Raw genomic sequence first — 15,491 nt, 5'->3', positions numbered from 1 at the left:
TACTATATCTAACAAAACCAATTAACACTTAATACTAACTTTTATGAAAAAGCAATTACTTACCCTAATGAGAAGCGCCGGGCTTGTGCTCGGCATCGGCCTAGCCATGGTATCCTGTAAAAAGGATGTGAAATCACCTGCGGACGAGAAAGTAGCAGCTACTGCAACGGAAGCTACCAGCACTACCCCACGCGCATTAACCCTGGTATGGCAAGACGAGTTTAACGGCAGCGGCGTTGACGGCAGTAAGTGGAACGTGGATGTGGGCAACCCTAACGTAAATAATGAGAAGGAGTACTACTCTACCGGCAACGTGGCCGTGACCGGCGGCAACCTGGTGATCACCGCCAAAAACCAAAGCATGGGCGGCCAGCCTTATACCTCGGGCAAGCTAACAACTTCGGGTAAATTCTCGGTAAAATACGGGCGTATCGAAGCCAGCATTAAACTACCCGCCTTCCAGGGAAGCTGGCCGGCATTTTGGATGCTGGGCCAAAACATTGGCACAGTGGGCTGGCCACAATGCGGCGAGATAGACATTATGGAACAAACCAATACCAGCAACCTTACGCTCGGCACCATGCACTGGAACAATAACGGGCACGTATACTATGGCGGCAATACGCCTGTAAATGTTACCGGCTACCACCTGTACGCGGTGGAATGGGATGCCAACAGCATTAAATGGTATGTAGATGGCACCTTGTTTCACACAGGCAACATCCAAAACAATATCAACAGCACCGAGGAGTTTCAGTTGCCATTCTTCATTATCCTGAACCTCGCGGTTGGCGGCGATCTGCCGGGGAACAACATCAATGCGGGAGCAATGCCCGCCAGCATGTATGTAGATTATGTGCGGGTTTACAGTATTAGCGGCGGCACAGGCAGCACGGCACCAATAGGCCAAACCGTTACGCTGAAAGGCTTCAACAACCAATATGTAAGCGGTGAGAATGGTACACAAGCCATGAATTGCAACCGCCCAACCGCATCGGCATGGGAACAATTTACTGTAGTTGACGCCGGCGGCGGCAAAGTAGCCCTGCGCAGCCAAAACAAATATGTATCATCAGAGAACGGCACACAAGCCATCACCTGCAACCGTACAACCATTGGCGATTGGGAGAAATTTGATTGGGTACCTACCGGCGATGGTAAGGTAACCTTCAGGGGCAACAACGGCAAATTCATCAGCAGCGAGAACGGCACACAAGCCATGACCTGTACCCGCGCCACAGCCTCGGGCTGGGAAGCGTTTGGGGTGAACCAGTAAAGATGCATTTTTTTTAATTCCCTTCTTGGGGAGGGGTGTGTTGGGCTTGTGTAGTGGCAGGGAGGGGTTAGCCCATATTACAATAGCGGTATGCTTATCGGCTAAACCTCTCCCCGCATTCGCGCTCATTTCCACCGCGCCCCTCCCCAGGGAGGGAGTTGTAAACCCATTGCTATCATCAATACAATTAATTCCCCTAATTTACGGCCTGCCCATTGCACGGGGCGGGCTGTTTTAACATCAGTTTTAATGAGAATATCCACCATTATCTGCCTTTACATTTTCTTCGGCACCGCCGCGTTACATGCGCAGCAGAAGATACATTTAGATATTGCCACCGGCTACCAGCGCGAAGACTTTAAATGGTCCATCGCAGGGAACCTGCAGGGGCAAAGCCCCAATATCTACTCCGAGCTACAATGGAAAAAGCTTGGCGGGCAAACAATATCGGCAAATTTGCAGTGGAATTTTTCAGGCAGGTTGATGTTGATCGGGGCTTATTCGCGTACATCTATCCGCACAGGCACCGTACGCGATAACGATTACAACGGCGATAACCGAACCAACCCCGCGTACGATGAGCTTTTTGATGCGGACAAAGGTTTTACACGGGATATTGTCGCTGGTTTGGGCTACAGGCTCATACAAACAGAAAACTTTAGTTTAACGCCTTACGTCGGTTACAACATCAGTAAACAGTCGCTGCATTTATTGGATAGAAGCGGGCAGTTCCCCGATCTAAACAGCACCTACGATACCGATTGGAAAGGGCCGTTCGTGAAAGCAATAGGCGTTTTAAAAATATCCGGCAAGCTATCATTAAATGGAAATATCCAATACACCCAAGCTAACTACAATGCTAAAGCCGATTGGAACCTTATCTCATCCTTTCAGCACCCGGTAAGTTATCGGCATATCGCAAAAGGTTATGGGTTAGAAGCAGGCGCATCATTGAATTATCACTTAACCAAAAATATTGCAGTAAACGCAGGAGGCGGGTATTATACCTGGCAAACCGGCGAAGGGATTGATGAACTTTTCTTATCCTCGGGAGGCTCCGAAAAAACACAATTGAATGGAGCGGACAGAAAGGGTTATAGGCTATCGGCAGGTGTTGTGCTGAGTTATTAACAGAGCGTAAGCATATCAAATAGAAAATGCCTTTGAACCTAACAGGACAAAGGCATTTATTTAATAAGAGCGTTACCTACTTCTTCCTCGTAAGCTCCTTTACCTCTTTCATCAGTTTTATTTTAAGCGATATAAAAATCGCAATAATAAATACCGCGCCTAATACGTAGGCGTATTGAGTATGTTGTATACCCCACCAGCCAATAGCCACGGCTATAATAATACCGAGGTTATAAACTACGTTGAGCGCTAATTTCTTACCCATACTAGTAAACGCTGATGGTTGGGTCTATTTGGGCTTGCCAGGCTAAAATACCGCCGGTAAGGTTATACAAATTGGTGTAACCCTGCGCCTCTAACTGGTGTAATGCTACCGAACTGCGTTTACCGCTGCGGCACATAATAACTACCGGTTTATCTTTAGCTACCTGGTCGGCCTCAATTAAAATGCCACCCAGGGGTATATGCTTGCCGCCCAGGTTCGAAGTTTCGTACTCAAAATCCTCACGAACATCTATCAGTTGAAAATCTTCGCCGCTATCCAGCTTATCTTTTAGTTCCTGTACGCTTATTTCTTTCATCTTTAAATGTAATTATTAGCCAAAGGTATGTTTTTTCTCAATCAAATAATTGTCCCGCTTTTGTAACAATAAGGGGCCAAGGGCGTTTCATATATGGCTGCATATTATTACAGCTTAATGTACATGAAAAAAGTTACCCGTTTTTTTTGGTTCTGTTCGGGCGCACATATAGATACTTTAAAAAAATACCCCATCGAGCATAATAAATATGTAGGCATTGGCGCCACCATATTTTTTACCGCATTATTCGCCGCTTTATCGGGCGGCTACGCTATGTATTTCGTATTCGCCGGCAACGAATTTGCAACGGTCTTCGCTATACTTTTCGGGCTTTTATGGGGCACTGCCATATTTAATATGGATAGGTACATCGTATCAAGTATCAATAAAGAGGGCAGCACCAACCAGCAGATATTACAGGCATCGCCCCGTATTTTATTGGCCATTATGATAGGCGTAGTAATATCGCGCCCGCTCGAGTTAAAAATATTTGATAAAGAGATACGCCAACGGCTAAAAACCGCTTACCTGAAGGGGCAGCATACTAAAATAGATTCGTTGCAGAAAACCTATCAGCAAAAATACGCGCAAGAATTAGGCAAGAACAACGACCTGAAAAAGGAAAAAGATTCGCTGGAGCGTGATATCAACCGCTCGCGTTACGAGTTAAACCAGGAAGTATTTGGCGACAAAACCAACCAAACATCGGGCATAAGCGGTTACGGCACCTATGCCAAACAAAAAGCGCAGGTGCTTCAGGAGAAAGAAGACCGCCTAAAGACCGTTACTGAAAATCTGGGGCAGATGGACGATTACCTGAGCCGGCGTAAGGATTATGAGGGAGTAAACTCCACCCGTTTGTTCAGCGATAAGCAATTGGATAGCCTTAGCAACGTGGCCGGCTTTGCCGACCGTAACTGGGCGCTGGGCCAGTTGAGTTACAACGTAGATGGCACACGCGACCTTGATACCTACCTGGCCATATCATTCATCGGCTACCTGTTCATCCTGTTCGAGTGTTTGCCGGTGTTTGTAAAACTCATGTCGCCCAAGGGGCCTTATGATACGGCTATTGCTAAGATTGCCGAAGCGAACATTCACTTCGCCGAGAAAGACAAAGACCGTGACATAGCCGTAACCGACAGCACCTACGACCATAACCTGGATGCCGACGTAGAACGGCGAAAGCGCATCATCACCGCGCAATCGGATTACGATTACGGCAGGCATAGTTTTGATTAAAACCACCCTGTCATTCCGAGCGAGCCTGGGCAGGCAAAGTGCGAAGGAGCGACGAGGAATCTTCGACACAATGCAATGCGCTCATGTCAAACGTCTAAGATTTCTCCTCACGCAGCGAACTTCCTGCCCACGTTCGATCGAAATGACATCGATGATGTTTAGCCCCCCACGAAGCGTAATAAAATTGATAGAAAACATTTACCGATTAAATGGTAATTTCAGCGCTGTAAATACTGATCGATGAAGAAATTACTTACCCTGGCAGCAGCCTCCATGCTGGCTGCGTCGGCATTTGCGCAAAAGCAAAAGCCGCTATACTACACTATTTCCTTCCCCAACGCAGCCCACCATGAGGCAGAAATAACGCTTACCATCCCGCAGGCAGATAATGGCTCTATAAAAGTTCACATGAGCCGCTCCTCGCCCGGGCGCTATGCCACGCATGAGTTCGGTAAAAATATTTATAACCTGAAAGCTGCCGGCGTAGACGGCACCGCGCTTGAAATAAAGCAGTTGGAGGGCGACTTGTATGAGATACAAGGTGTAAGTGGCCCATTAAAGATCAGCTATACACTGTTTGGCAATTGGACCGACGGCACGTACGCCAGCATTGATGCCAGCCACGCCCACCTAAACATGCCCGCCACTATTCTTTGGGCCGAGGGACAAGCCAACACCCCGATAAAAGTACAGTTTAACGATGCCGATAAATACGGGTGGAAAGTATTTACGCAGCTAAAAAGCGAAGGCGACAATGTGTACAGCGCTACCAACCTGCAATACCTGATGGATAGCCCCACAGAGCTATCGGCATCTAAAGTAAACAGCTGGACGGTTGATAATAATGGCAAAGCCGAGAAAGTAAGCATAGCCGTACACTCCGACGATAGCCAGCCCGTAATTGATGGCTTTGGCAAAATGGTGCAGAAAATGGTGCTGGAAGAAAAAGCCGTTTTTGGTGAGCTGCCAACGTTCGATTATGGCGAATACGTTTTTCTGGATGATGTGCACCCAACAACTTCCGGCGATGGTATGGAGCACCGTAATTCAACCATTATAGTACAACCTATAGATAAAGTTGAAGGTAACGAAGCAAGATTGCTGGGCACTTTCTCCCACGAATTTTTTCATAGCTGGAATGTGAAGCGCATTCGCCCAAAATCGTTGGAGCCTTTTAATTTTACGCATGCCAACATGAGCAGCGAGCTTTGGTTTGCAGAAGGTTTTACCCAGTATTATGGCGAACTAATTTTGGAGCGCGCAGGCTTCCGTAGCGTCGACGATTATACCCGCACACTTGCCGGTTTGGTTAACCAGGCTCTTAACACGCAAGGTGCAGCTAAATATTCACCTGCCGCCGCAAGCCGTTACGCCGTGTTTGCAGATGCCGGCGTATCTATCGACCCGAATAACCAGATCAATATGTTCACCAGCTATTATACGTATGGTGGTGCAACGGCTTTGGCGCTCGACCTGCGCCTGCGCAGCGAGTTTAACCTTACGCTAGATGATTATATGCGTCAGGTTTGGAACGCCCGCGGAAAGGTGATGAAACCTTACACCATTGCCGATTTGCAGACCGATTTGGCAACGCTTACAGGCAACAAAAAATTTGCGCAGGATTTCTTCGCCAACTACATAAACGGCACACAAAAAAACAACTACGAGGCACTGCTGGCCAAAGCGGGTTTTGTATTGCAGCGCGTGCAGCCGGGTAAAGGCTGGGCAGGCCCATTAGGCGGCGCTGGCGGCCGTGGCCGAAGCGGGCAGGCATATACCGGTAATGCCGATGGTATGGCCTTGCAAGCCAACACGGTTGCAGGTACACCCATTTACAAAGCAGGCATTGATGCCGGCGATGTGATCACCAAAGCCGACGGTAAAGAAATAAAAGATGCTACCGCTTTTACCGAAGTATTGGCTACCAAAAAGCCCGGCGATAAAATTACCGTAAGCTTTAAAAATCGCGCCGGGGCGCACGAAACGGTTATCACCTTGGAAGAAAACCCCAATTACGAAGTAGTAACATTTGAAAAAGCCGGCAAACAGCTAACAAAAGAACAACAAGAATTCCGCGATAAGTGGTTATCATCAAAAGTAAAATAGCATTATGAAGAAATATTTAATAGCAGCGGCCCTGGTGGCCTCGTCAGCCTACAGCTTTGGGCAAGATGTTAATAAACTGATTAAACAGGATGATGTAGAACGCGTCATAAAAACCCTTAGCGCTGATGACATGCAGGGCCGTGGCACTTTTACACCCGGTATTGATAAAGCAGCTACTTTTATTGAGGGGGAATTTAAAGCAGCCGGCATTAAGCCATTAACCGGCGCAACCGGTTTCCGCCAAAATTTCAGCATGGTACGCACTACTCCCGTGAGTGCAAAACTTACCATTAACGGCACCGAAGTACCTGCCGATAAATTTGCAGTAAAGGCTTCGGGCTCATTCAATTGGAGTAGCCTTGATGGTGTAGAGGTAGTAAAGGTTCCGGCCGGTAAAAACTTCGGTGCCGTATTCCAGCAGCTCTCTAATAGCGGTAAAAGTACCATTGCCTTAGTAGATACCAGCTACGCGGCCATGTTTAAAAGAATAGTTGCTTATGTAAAACGCGGCGGTACATCTTTTAAAGGCGCAGCAGAAAGTAAACCTGTTGTATTTGTAATGGCAGGTATCGACGAAGCGAAATCGGTTACATTGACCTACGAAGCCAAAACAGAAGAAAAGCCACTGTTCAACGTTGCAGGTATGATACCCGGCAAAACTAAACCGAACGAGTACGTAGTTTTCTCGGGCCATTACGATCACTTGGGTATAATAAAACCAATGGAAGGCGATAGCATTGCCAACGGCGCCGATGATGATGCATCGGGCACTACGGCCGTTATCGAGTTGGCCAAGTACTACAAAAAACTAAACAATAACGAGCGCACACTGGTGTTCGTGGCCTTTACTGCTGAAGAAATTGGCGGCTTTGGTTCGCAATATTTCTCTAAACAGATGAACCCTGACCAGGTGGTTGCCATGTTCAACATCGAGATGATAGGTAAAGCCTCTAAATTCGGCGAGAACTCGGCGTTCATCACCGGTTACGAACGGTCGGACTTTGGTAAGATACTACAAAGCAACTTAGAAGGTACTGCCTTTAAATTCCACCCCGACCCTTACCCGGAGCAAAACCTTTTCTACCGCAGCGATAATGCTACTTTAGCCGCATTAGGCGTTCCGGCACACACTATCTCTACCGACCAGATAGATACCGACAAACTGTACCACACGGTTAAGGATGAGTTCAGCAGCATGGATGTAAACAATATCGTGGCAACCATCCGCGCCATTGCGCTAAGCTCGCGCTCAATAGTTGCCGGTAAAGAAACGCCAACGCGTATACCTAAGCTGGAGAGGTAGTTAATAGAAGTTATTAAAAGTTGGAAAGGTTGGAAAAGTGGTAATGGGGCAATGGGTGCTTCAACATCTCCAACCTTTCTAACTTTTTCAACCCTTTCAACATCTCCAACTTTTTTCACCCTCTACAACCAAAACAAAAAACATTTCTCCTACCCTCCCCGTTATCCCCATTAATTAAATCGACATCAACTATGCAATGGTTTGGCAGGCGCGAAAGCAGTAATACCGAAGAAGGCAGCAGCGGCGGTGGCCGTGGCGTAGCTTTCGGTGGTGGTTTGGTGGGCATTATTGCCCTGGCTATTTACTATTTCACGGGGATAGACCCATCGCAGATCGTAAACCAGGTGCAAAACAGTTCGCCGCAGGAAAACACCGCTTCGGCAGGGCCGGATAATAACCAAAAGAAATTTGCCCGCGTGGTACTGGCCGATACCGAAGATATTTGGGGCAAGTTGTTTAATGATATGGGCCGCACTTACCAGCCCACCATTATGCACTTTTTTACCTATGGGGTGAATACCGCCTGCGGGCAGGCATCATCGCAAAGCGGGCCTTTCTACTGCCCCGGCGATCAGAAAGTATATATCGATGTTTCTTTCTTTGATGAGCTAAGCAACAAGTTTGGTGCGGGCGGGGATTTTGCCCAGGCCTACGTAATAGCGCACGAAGTTGGCCACCATGTGCAGGACTTGCTTGGCCTCAGCGCCAAAATGGAGCAGGCCCGCCAACAGTTAAGCCAAACAGAATATAACAAGCTATCGGTTAAGCTGGAGCTACAGGCCGATTTTTATGCAGGAGTTTGGGCGCACTACGAAAAGAGTATGAAAAATGTGCTGGAAGAAGGCGATATAGAAGAAGCCCTTAACGCCGCCCACCAAATTGGCGACGACCGCCTGCAGCAACAATACCAGGGCGAAGTTACGCCCGATACCTTCACCCATGGCAGCAGCAAGCAACGCATGTACTGGTTTAAAAAAGGCTTCGATACCGGCGATGTAAGCCAGGGGAATACCTTTGCCGCCGGCGATCTGGAATAAGGCATCTTACTTTAGCCTACTACCAATTGAAACGCCTTGCTGCCTGTTTAAACGGGCAACAAGGCGTTTTAGCTTTGCATGCTTAGCCAAACAATAGCCCGAATACTTCCTCTATCCTACCCACGGCTTTTACGTCAATAGTGTAGCGCGATAGGTCTAATCTGTTTTTATCTTTTGCGCCCGAAGGCATATTGTATTTAGAAATAAATATCTGCTCGAAGCCCAGTTTCTGCGCTTCGGCAATACGTTGCTCTACGCGGTTCACGGCTCGTATCTCTCCCGATAGCCCAATCTCTCCCGCAAAGCAGGTTTTAGCCGGGATGGGGATATCCTCATGCGATGAAATAATTGCCGCCGCAAGCCCCAAATCTATCGCCGGATCTTCCACGCGTATACCACCGGTAATATTCAGGAATACATCTTTTGCGCCAAGGCGGAAACCGCAACGTTTCTCTAATACTGCAAGTAACATACTCATACGTTTGGTATCAAAGCCTGTTGAGGTACGCTGCGGAGTGCCGTATGGCGATGGGCTTACCAGTGCCTGCGTTTCTATCAACATGGGGCGCATACCTTCCAATGTGGCAGATATTGTGATGCCGCTCAGTGGCTCATCGCGCTGCGAAAGCAATATCTCCGATGGGTTAGATACCTCGCGCAGCCCTTCGCCCAGCATTTCGTAAATACCCAGTTCAGACGATGAGCCGAAACGGTTTTTTATGGTGCGTAGTATGCGGTATACGTGGTGGCGGTCGCCTTCAAATTGCAGCACGGTATCAACCATATGCTCCAATATTTTTGGCCCGGCTATCATTCCATCTTTGGTGATATGCCCTATCAAAAACACCGGCGTAGATGTCTCTTTGGCAAAACGCAACAACTCGGCCGTACACTCCCGCACCTGCGATACACTTCCCGGCGTAGACTCAACATGAGCCGAATGCAACGTTTGTATTGAATCGATCACCAACAAGTCGGGCTCCAGTTCTTCTATTTGTTTGAAGATATTTTGGGTGGAGGTTTCGGTAAGGATGTAACAGGATGAGTCTCCAGCCCCCCGCCCCCCTGAAGGGGGGGTAGAATTGCCACTGCGCTTATCAAAAGCTCCCCCTTCAGGGGGCGGGGGGGGCGTCGACTGTGTTAACCTCTCCGCCCTCATTTTTATCTGGTGGTCGCTTTCCTCGCCCGATACGTAGAGCACTTTAATGCCGGGCATATTCAGCGCCAGTTGCAGCATCAGGGTTGATTTTCCTATGCCCGGCTCCCCGCCTATCAGCACCAGAGATCCGGCAACAATGCCGCCCCCTAATACACGGTTAAACTCCTTATCGGGCGTAAGCAGGCGATGTTCTTCCTTGAAAGTGATATCGGCCACCTGCACGGGTTTATTGGCGCGGACGGATGATGCCGGACTGGCTTTCCAGGTTGGTACTGAGGCAGCAGGTTTTTCAAGGACTTCCTCTACCATAGTGTTCCATTGCTGGCAGGCAGGGCATTTTCCCAACCACTTTGGCGATTCGTAACCGCAGCTTTGGCAGAAGTATGCTATTTTGGTTTTGGCCATTTTTTAGATGTGCAGATTTCAGATGTGCAAATATGCAGATGGCGTAAAGATAACTATTTGCTGTTATAAATTGCTAAAAATATTGGCAATTAAAAGGATTGCAAACACTTCGGGCAACTTGCCATTTCTTTAATGCCGTTCGCAATACGCCTGCATTATTTATATATTTAACCCATGCTTATTAACAGAAATGTACTATTTGCCTTAGCTATATTATTTACTCAACAAACATTTGCGCAGGATGCTTTTAAGGCAATGCCGCATTTGTTTACCCCACCGAAAAATTATGTGGCAACTTTCGCCACTAAGGAACCTAAAATTGACGGCGACCTAAACGATGCCGTTTGGCAAAAAGCCGCCTGGACGGATGAGTTCGTTGATATTGAAGGCGACCTGAAACCAAAGCCGCATATGAGCACCAAACTAAAAATGCTCTGGAACGATAGCTGCTTGTTCGTCGCCGTGCAAATGCAGGAGCCTCACCTTTGGGCTAACTTAACTAAGCACGACGATGTTATTTATAACGACAACGACTTTGAGATATTTGTAGCGCCCAATAACGATACCCGCAATTACTTTGAGATAGAAGTAAACCAGCGCAACAAAATATTCGACTTATTTTTACCCAAGCCCTACCGCGATGGCGGCGATGCCCTCATAGCATGGGATGCTGCGGGTATGAAGTCGGCAGTAAAATTACAGGGCACTTTAAATAAAAGCGGCGATACCGATAAAGGCTGGACGGTTGAGTTTAAAATACCATTCAAAGCCATTACTATGGGCTTTGGCAGAGGCATACCTACCGAGGGCAGCCAATGGCGCATCAATTTCTCGCGAGTAGAGTGGGATACCGATATAAAGGATGGCAAATACGTAAAACAAACCGACAGCAACGGCAAAAACCTGCCCGAGCGCAACTGGGTATGGTCGCCCCAAGGTATCATCAGCATGCACATGCCCGAGCGCTGGGGCTACCTGCAGTTCACCCGCAAAGCCAGCGCCGAGGGTATAACCGTTAAAACGCCCTATGCTGACCTCCAAAAGCAATACCTGTGGCTGGTATATTACAGCCAGCAGCAATACTTCCGTGAGCATCATAGCTATGCAAACAACCTCGCCGACCTGGGCATCAGCTTATCATCTTATGAAATAGAAGGAGTAAAAAACACGCTTTACGTTGAAGGTGGTAAGTATTACTTCTCGGCAAATATTACCGATGGGAAAGGAAAGGTTTGGGTGATCAATAATGTGGGGATGTTGCAGGGGAGGTAGCTCTCAATTTATATCCGTCAACCGGAGTACTTTGTATTGAGAAACACTGCGGTGACGAAAAAACACTATATATTAACTCCGGCAATTATGGCCTTTACTACTGATTTGTAAAGGCTGTCGGATAATCGGTTGTACATATTATTATCTTTAGAATTATTGAATAATAAATCGTTCCATGTGCCCATTCCTCCGAATACCCAAGCCTCGCCGGCAGAGAATAAAACCTGCCGCGAGAGTAAAGCCATATTCTCCTCTATAATAAAATCTTTATAATAACCTATAGCTGGGTGCGAGCTTTCTAAATTCTGCTTGGCTTTACTAAATGTCTCTGCCCAATATTTAAGCTTATGCTTATCAGAAAAGGATATTATTTCTTTTAAAGATGAATCCAGCTCAGCTTTAGCTTTATTCAGGGATGCTAAAGTTGGCGAGGCAGAAGAATGGCCGCTTGAGGCTAAAAAATATTTAACTCCCCAAATTCTGCGATCCTTGGCCTGCTCATTGGTAACCTGTTCATTTACCATCCAATAATCAGAATGATTAGCAAAAACAACCTCGACCATCCAAACATCCGAGCCCTCTACAAAACCGGCATCCAGTCTTTCGCGTCCAACATTATCTCTATTCTTAGGCTTGTAGAACAGCTTGAGTCTTTGACATCCGCTCTTCTTCAAAAACACAAACCATTCTTGTATATCTTCAGCAACAACGCCATGGTTTTCACTACTCTTATCATTAACAAAAGTTACCCTGTTACAATATTTTAATGTAGAGTTTTCAAAATCGAGTTTTTTCCAATTTTGATCCATCAAAAATGCATTGCCATAAGAAATTATTGCGATAAGTTGAGCTAAGGTGCCAATCATGATATAAAGCTACTACTTTCTATTATGGTATTCTAAACCAAAAAGAGCAGATGTTAATTAAAACACCTGCTCTTTTTTCATCTGCATATCTGCACATTTAAAATCTGCACATCTGCATCTATAATTTGATCTCTTCATCTTTCGATGAGAAGAAGTGGAACTCGGTTATCTGGTAAGCCGGGTTGGTTTTCACCTTTATCCATTGGTTGTATTTAAAGTACCATTTCATCTGGCGGTTAAATAAACCTTTTTTAATGTAGGCCTCAATGTATGGGTGTACACAGAGGGTAATGTTTTTCTCGTTCTGCTCTTCCAGGATGTAGTTGAAGTTGTTTTCAATATCATCCAAAAGCAAAATGGTTGGGCGGATAGTGCCGGTGCCGTGGCAGGCGGGGCATATCTCGCTGGTAACAATGTTCATTTCGGGGCGCACACGCTGGCGTGTTATCTGCACCAGGCCAAACTTGCTCGGCGGCAATATGGTGTGCTTGGCGCGGTCGTGAGCCATTTCGGCCTTCAACCAATCGAACAGTTCCTTACGGTTGGTCGGCTTGTGCATGTCAATAAAATCGACAACCACTATACCACCCATATCGCGCAGGCGTAACTGGCGGGCAATTTCGCGTGCGGCCTCTTTATTCACCTGGAAGGCGTTCTCTTCCTGGTTCTCTTTATTGGCCGTGCGGTTGCCGCTGTTTACGTCTATTACGTGCAGTGCCTCGGTATGTTCAATTACCAGGTACGCGCCACCTGCAAGGTTTACGGTTTTGCCAAATGCACCCTTAATTTGCTTCTCGATACCGTGATGCTCAAATATGGGCTCTTTATGTTTATGCAAACGTACAATACCCTCCAGCTCGGGCGATATCTCGTGTATGTATGATTTTACGTCTTCATACATGCTTTGTTCGTTCACATAAATGTGCTGAAAATCCGGGTTCAAAATATCCCTCAGGATAGTTGATGTTCTGCCGATCTCGCCCAAAACTTTCTTAGAAGGCTCGGTACCGTGGAGTTTTGTAACAAAAGTTTCCCACTTGGATATCAGATCCAGCAGGTCTTTTTGTAACTCGTCCACACCCTTCCCTTCAGATACGGTGCGTATAATAACACCGAAATGCTTGGGTTTAATGCTTTCAACAACTTTGCGCAAGCGTGTGCGCTCGGTATTGCTTTTAATTTTCTTAGAGATAGATATCACTTCAGAAAAAGGCACCAATACAACATAGCGGCCCGCAATAGAGAGGTCGCTGCTTAAACGGGGCCCTTTTGTTGATATGGGCTCCTTAGCAATTTGTACCGGCACAAGCACACCTTTGGCCAAAACATCAGAGATCTTGCCCCCTTTGTTTATATCCGCCTCCAGCTTAAAGTTGTCTAATAGCTTAGATTGGTATCCCCCGCTACGTACCTGTTTGGTAAGCTTAAGCAGGCTTTGCACCTGCGGGCCCAAATCAAGGTAATGCAAGAAGGCATCCTTCTCGTAGCCAACATCCACAAAAGCAGCATTCAGGCTCGGCATAATTTTCTTTATGCGGCCCAAATACAGATCTCCAACAGTATAATTATTGGTGATTTGCTCTTTATGGAGTTCTACAAGTTGTTTGTCTTGTAATAATGCAATAGTAGCCCCGTTGGGGGATGAATCGATAATTAATTCTTTTATCAATTGCTACTCCATTTCTTAAAACAGTGCCGTAAGCACCGCGTGGTGGGAAAAAAATAAACATAAATAGTCCCACCCGGTTGGGTGGGACTATAAGCTATTTAAACAGCTTATTTTTTCTTGTGCCTATTTTTCCTTAAACGTTTTTTACGTTTGTGGGTAGCCATTTTATGTCTTTTACGTTTTTTACCGCTTGGCATAATAATAATTTTTAAGTGTGATTTATTTTTTTAATTCCTTTATAAATTCATCTATCCGGCTTGCTTCAGCAGCGTCACCAATTAGTTGCTTGCATTTTTCGTAAGCTGCAATAGCTTCTTGTTTTTGGCCAAGCTGTTTATAGCTTTCGGCCAGGTAAAAGTAGGGCTCAAGCTCTTCTTTTATGGCTATCATGGTTTTAAACCTGCCCACCGCTTTATCGTACTGCCCACTCTTCATGGCAAACATGCCTAAGTTGAGCAAAGCCGAGTGGTTTTTAGGGTCGGCCTTTACTACCTCGAGCAGTAAAGTAATACCCTGCATAGGCATGCCGCCGCCATTTACCATGGCAACGCCTAAGCCTGTTTTTGCTTCCAGGTCTTCAGGCTTCAGTTTAGTAGCATTCTGAAATGCTTCTGTAGCCTGCGCGCTTAAGGCTACCTGTTCGTTCGGGTCTTGCGAGCGTTTGGCGGCTTCGTTAAAACGGTTGCCGGCATTCACCCAGTCTTCAAACGTATTGGTTTGCCTGGCAATTTCCTGATAGTAAAAAGCTGCCGGGGCGGGTTGCACTGCTGCATCCCATAAAGCTGCCAAAGCGCGTTGTGCAGATGGTTTTGCTGCAAGGCTTGCGCTGTTAAGCTGAGCCTCGGCATCCTGTATCTGCTTTACTTGCTCAGCATCTAAAGCTTGTTTTGCTGCGGCCGAAACCGAAGCAACGGTTAATTGTGCCTGTGGTTTTGCGCTGGCGTCGGTAGCGGTTGCTGCCGCCGGGCGCGCGCCTGCCTGCTCAGATTTTACAATACCTTTAACAGGCTGCAGGTACAAATAGCCCATAGTAGCAACTACTATGGCACAAACGGCTATCTGTTTTTTATTCATAGCTTATTATTTTACTGCTTTAGCAGTTTTGTTGCCTGTACGTACTTTTTCTACGAAAGTTTTAGCTGGCTTAAAGCTTGGCACGAAGTGCTCGGGGATAATAATGGCAGTGTTTTTTGAAATGTTACGTGCGGTTTTCTTGGCTCTTTTCTTAACAACAAAACTACCGAATCCTCTTACGTAAACATTCTCGCCGCCTACCATTGAGCTTTTCACTACTTTGAAAAACGCTTCAACAGTTTCCTGCACGTCCACTTTCTCGATACCTGTTTTAGAAGAGATTTCAGCTATAATTTCTGCCTTGGTCATATCCTGTTTCTTTATTAAAAATTGTATAAATACTTAACTGTTTTGGGGTTGCAAAAGTATC

The 15,491-nt window shown here is 46.5% G+C and carries 14 protein-coding genes; 7 read left to right on the top strand and 7 right to left on the bottom strand.

Annotated features, from left to right (window positions below; translation table 11 throughout):
• The first annotated feature begins 43 nt into the window (after positions 1–43).
• Together BC343_RS23360 and BC343_RS23355 are read left to right on the top strand one after the other, a co-directional pair.
• Positions 44–1,276, top strand: a complete 1,233-nt coding sequence (locus tag BC343_RS23360; protein WP_078350223.1) for a family 16 glycosylhydrolase — start codon at positions 44–46, stop codon at positions 1,274–1,276.
• Between the two features lie 249 nt (positions 1,277–1,525).
• Positions 1,526–2,407, top strand: a complete 882-nt coding sequence (locus BC343_RS23355; RefSeq protein WP_078350222.1) for a hypothetical protein — start codon at positions 1,526–1,528, stop codon at positions 2,405–2,407.
• A gap of 76 nt (positions 2,408–2,483) precedes the next feature.
• Here BC343_RS23355 and BC343_RS23350 read toward each other — a convergent pair whose 3' ends face one another.
• Entirely contained in the window at positions 2,484–2,672 is a 189-nt protein-coding gene (locus BC343_RS23350) for a DUF6358 family protein (protein WP_078350221.1), read from the bottom strand.
• 1 nt (position 2,673) lies between these two features.
• Positions 2,674–2,988, bottom strand: coding sequence for a rhodanese-like domain-containing protein (locus tag BC343_RS23345; RefSeq protein WP_078350220.1), 315 nt, complete (start codon positions 2,986–2,988; stop codon positions 2,674–2,676).
• Between the two features lie 123 nt (positions 2,989–3,111).
• On the opposite strand from BC343_RS23345, the gene BC343_RS23340 reads away from it, so the two are divergent.
• From BC343_RS23340 to ypfJ, 4 genes are all read left to right on the top strand, one after another.
• Positions 3,112–4,230 (top strand): DUF4407 domain-containing protein, encoded by a 1,119-nt coding sequence (locus tag BC343_RS23340; protein ID WP_078350500.1) that lies wholly within the window; start codon positions 3,112–3,114, stop codon positions 4,228–4,230.
• Between the two features lie 240 nt (positions 4,231–4,470).
• Entirely contained in the window at positions 4,471–6,336 is a 1,866-nt protein-coding gene (locus tag BC343_RS23335; protein WP_078350219.1) for a M61 family metallopeptidase, read from the top strand.
• A 4-nt stretch (positions 6,337–6,340) separates the two neighbouring features.
• On the top strand, positions 6,341–7,639 hold the full coding sequence (locus BC343_RS23330; protein ID WP_078350218.1) for a M20/M25/M40 family metallo-hydrolase: 1,299 nt from the start codon (positions 6,341–6,343) through the stop codon (positions 7,637–7,639).
• A gap of 191 nt (positions 7,640–7,830) precedes the next feature.
• Entirely contained in the window at positions 7,831–8,676 is an 846-nt protein-coding gene (ypfJ, locus tag BC343_RS23325) for a KPN_02809 family neutral zinc metallopeptidase (protein WP_078350217.1), read from the top strand.
• Positions 8,677–8,758: 82 nt separating this feature from the next.
• Here the strand turns inward: ypfJ and radA are convergent, their stop codons facing one another.
• Entirely contained in the window at positions 8,759–10,240 is a 1,482-nt protein-coding gene (gene radA, locus BC343_RS23320) for a DNA repair protein RadA (protein WP_078350216.1), read from the bottom strand.
• A gap of 174 nt (positions 10,241–10,414) precedes the next feature.
• Between radA and BC343_RS23315 the strand changes: the two genes are divergently transcribed.
• The gene (locus BC343_RS23315; RefSeq protein WP_078350215.1) at positions 10,415–11,512 is read left to right on the top strand and encodes a carbohydrate-binding family 9-like protein; all 1,098 of its coding nucleotides are present in this window, start codon (positions 10,415–10,417) and stop codon (positions 11,510–11,512) included.
• A gap of 65 nt (positions 11,513–11,577) precedes the next feature.
• On the opposite strand, the gene BC343_RS23310 is transcribed toward BC343_RS23315, so the two are convergent.
• The 4 genes from BC343_RS23310 to BC343_RS23295 form a co-directional block, all read right to left on the bottom strand.
• Positions 11,578–12,378 carry a hypothetical protein gene (locus BC343_RS23310; RefSeq protein ID WP_078350214.1) on the bottom strand — a complete coding sequence of 267 codons (801 nt, stop codon included), beginning with the start codon at positions 12,376–12,378 and terminating at the stop codon, positions 11,578–11,580.
• Positions 12,379–12,496: 118 nt separating this feature from the next.
• Positions 12,497–14,047 (bottom strand): Rne/Rng family ribonuclease, encoded by a 1,551-nt coding sequence (locus BC343_RS23305; protein WP_078350213.1) that lies wholly within the window; start codon positions 14,045–14,047, stop codon positions 12,497–12,499.
• A 219-nt stretch (positions 14,048–14,266) separates the two neighbouring features.
• Positions 14,267–15,121, bottom strand: a complete 855-nt coding sequence (locus BC343_RS23300) for a tetratricopeptide repeat protein (RefSeq protein ID WP_078350212.1) — start codon at positions 15,119–15,121, stop codon at positions 14,267–14,269.
• 6 nt (positions 15,122–15,127) lie between these two features.
• Entirely contained in the window at positions 15,128–15,445 is a 318-nt protein-coding gene (locus tag BC343_RS23295; RefSeq protein WP_262493464.1) for an HU family DNA-binding protein, read from the bottom strand.
• Positions 15,446–15,491 lie beyond the last annotated feature (46 nt).

The sequence above is a fragment of the Mucilaginibacter pedocola genome, from assembly GCF_002013915.1.
GTDB classification, from domain to species: domain Bacteria; phylum Bacteroidota; class Bacteroidia; order Sphingobacteriales; family Sphingobacteriaceae; genus Mucilaginibacter; species Mucilaginibacter pedocola.
This window is presented reverse-complemented; position numbering and strand designations above follow the sequence as displayed.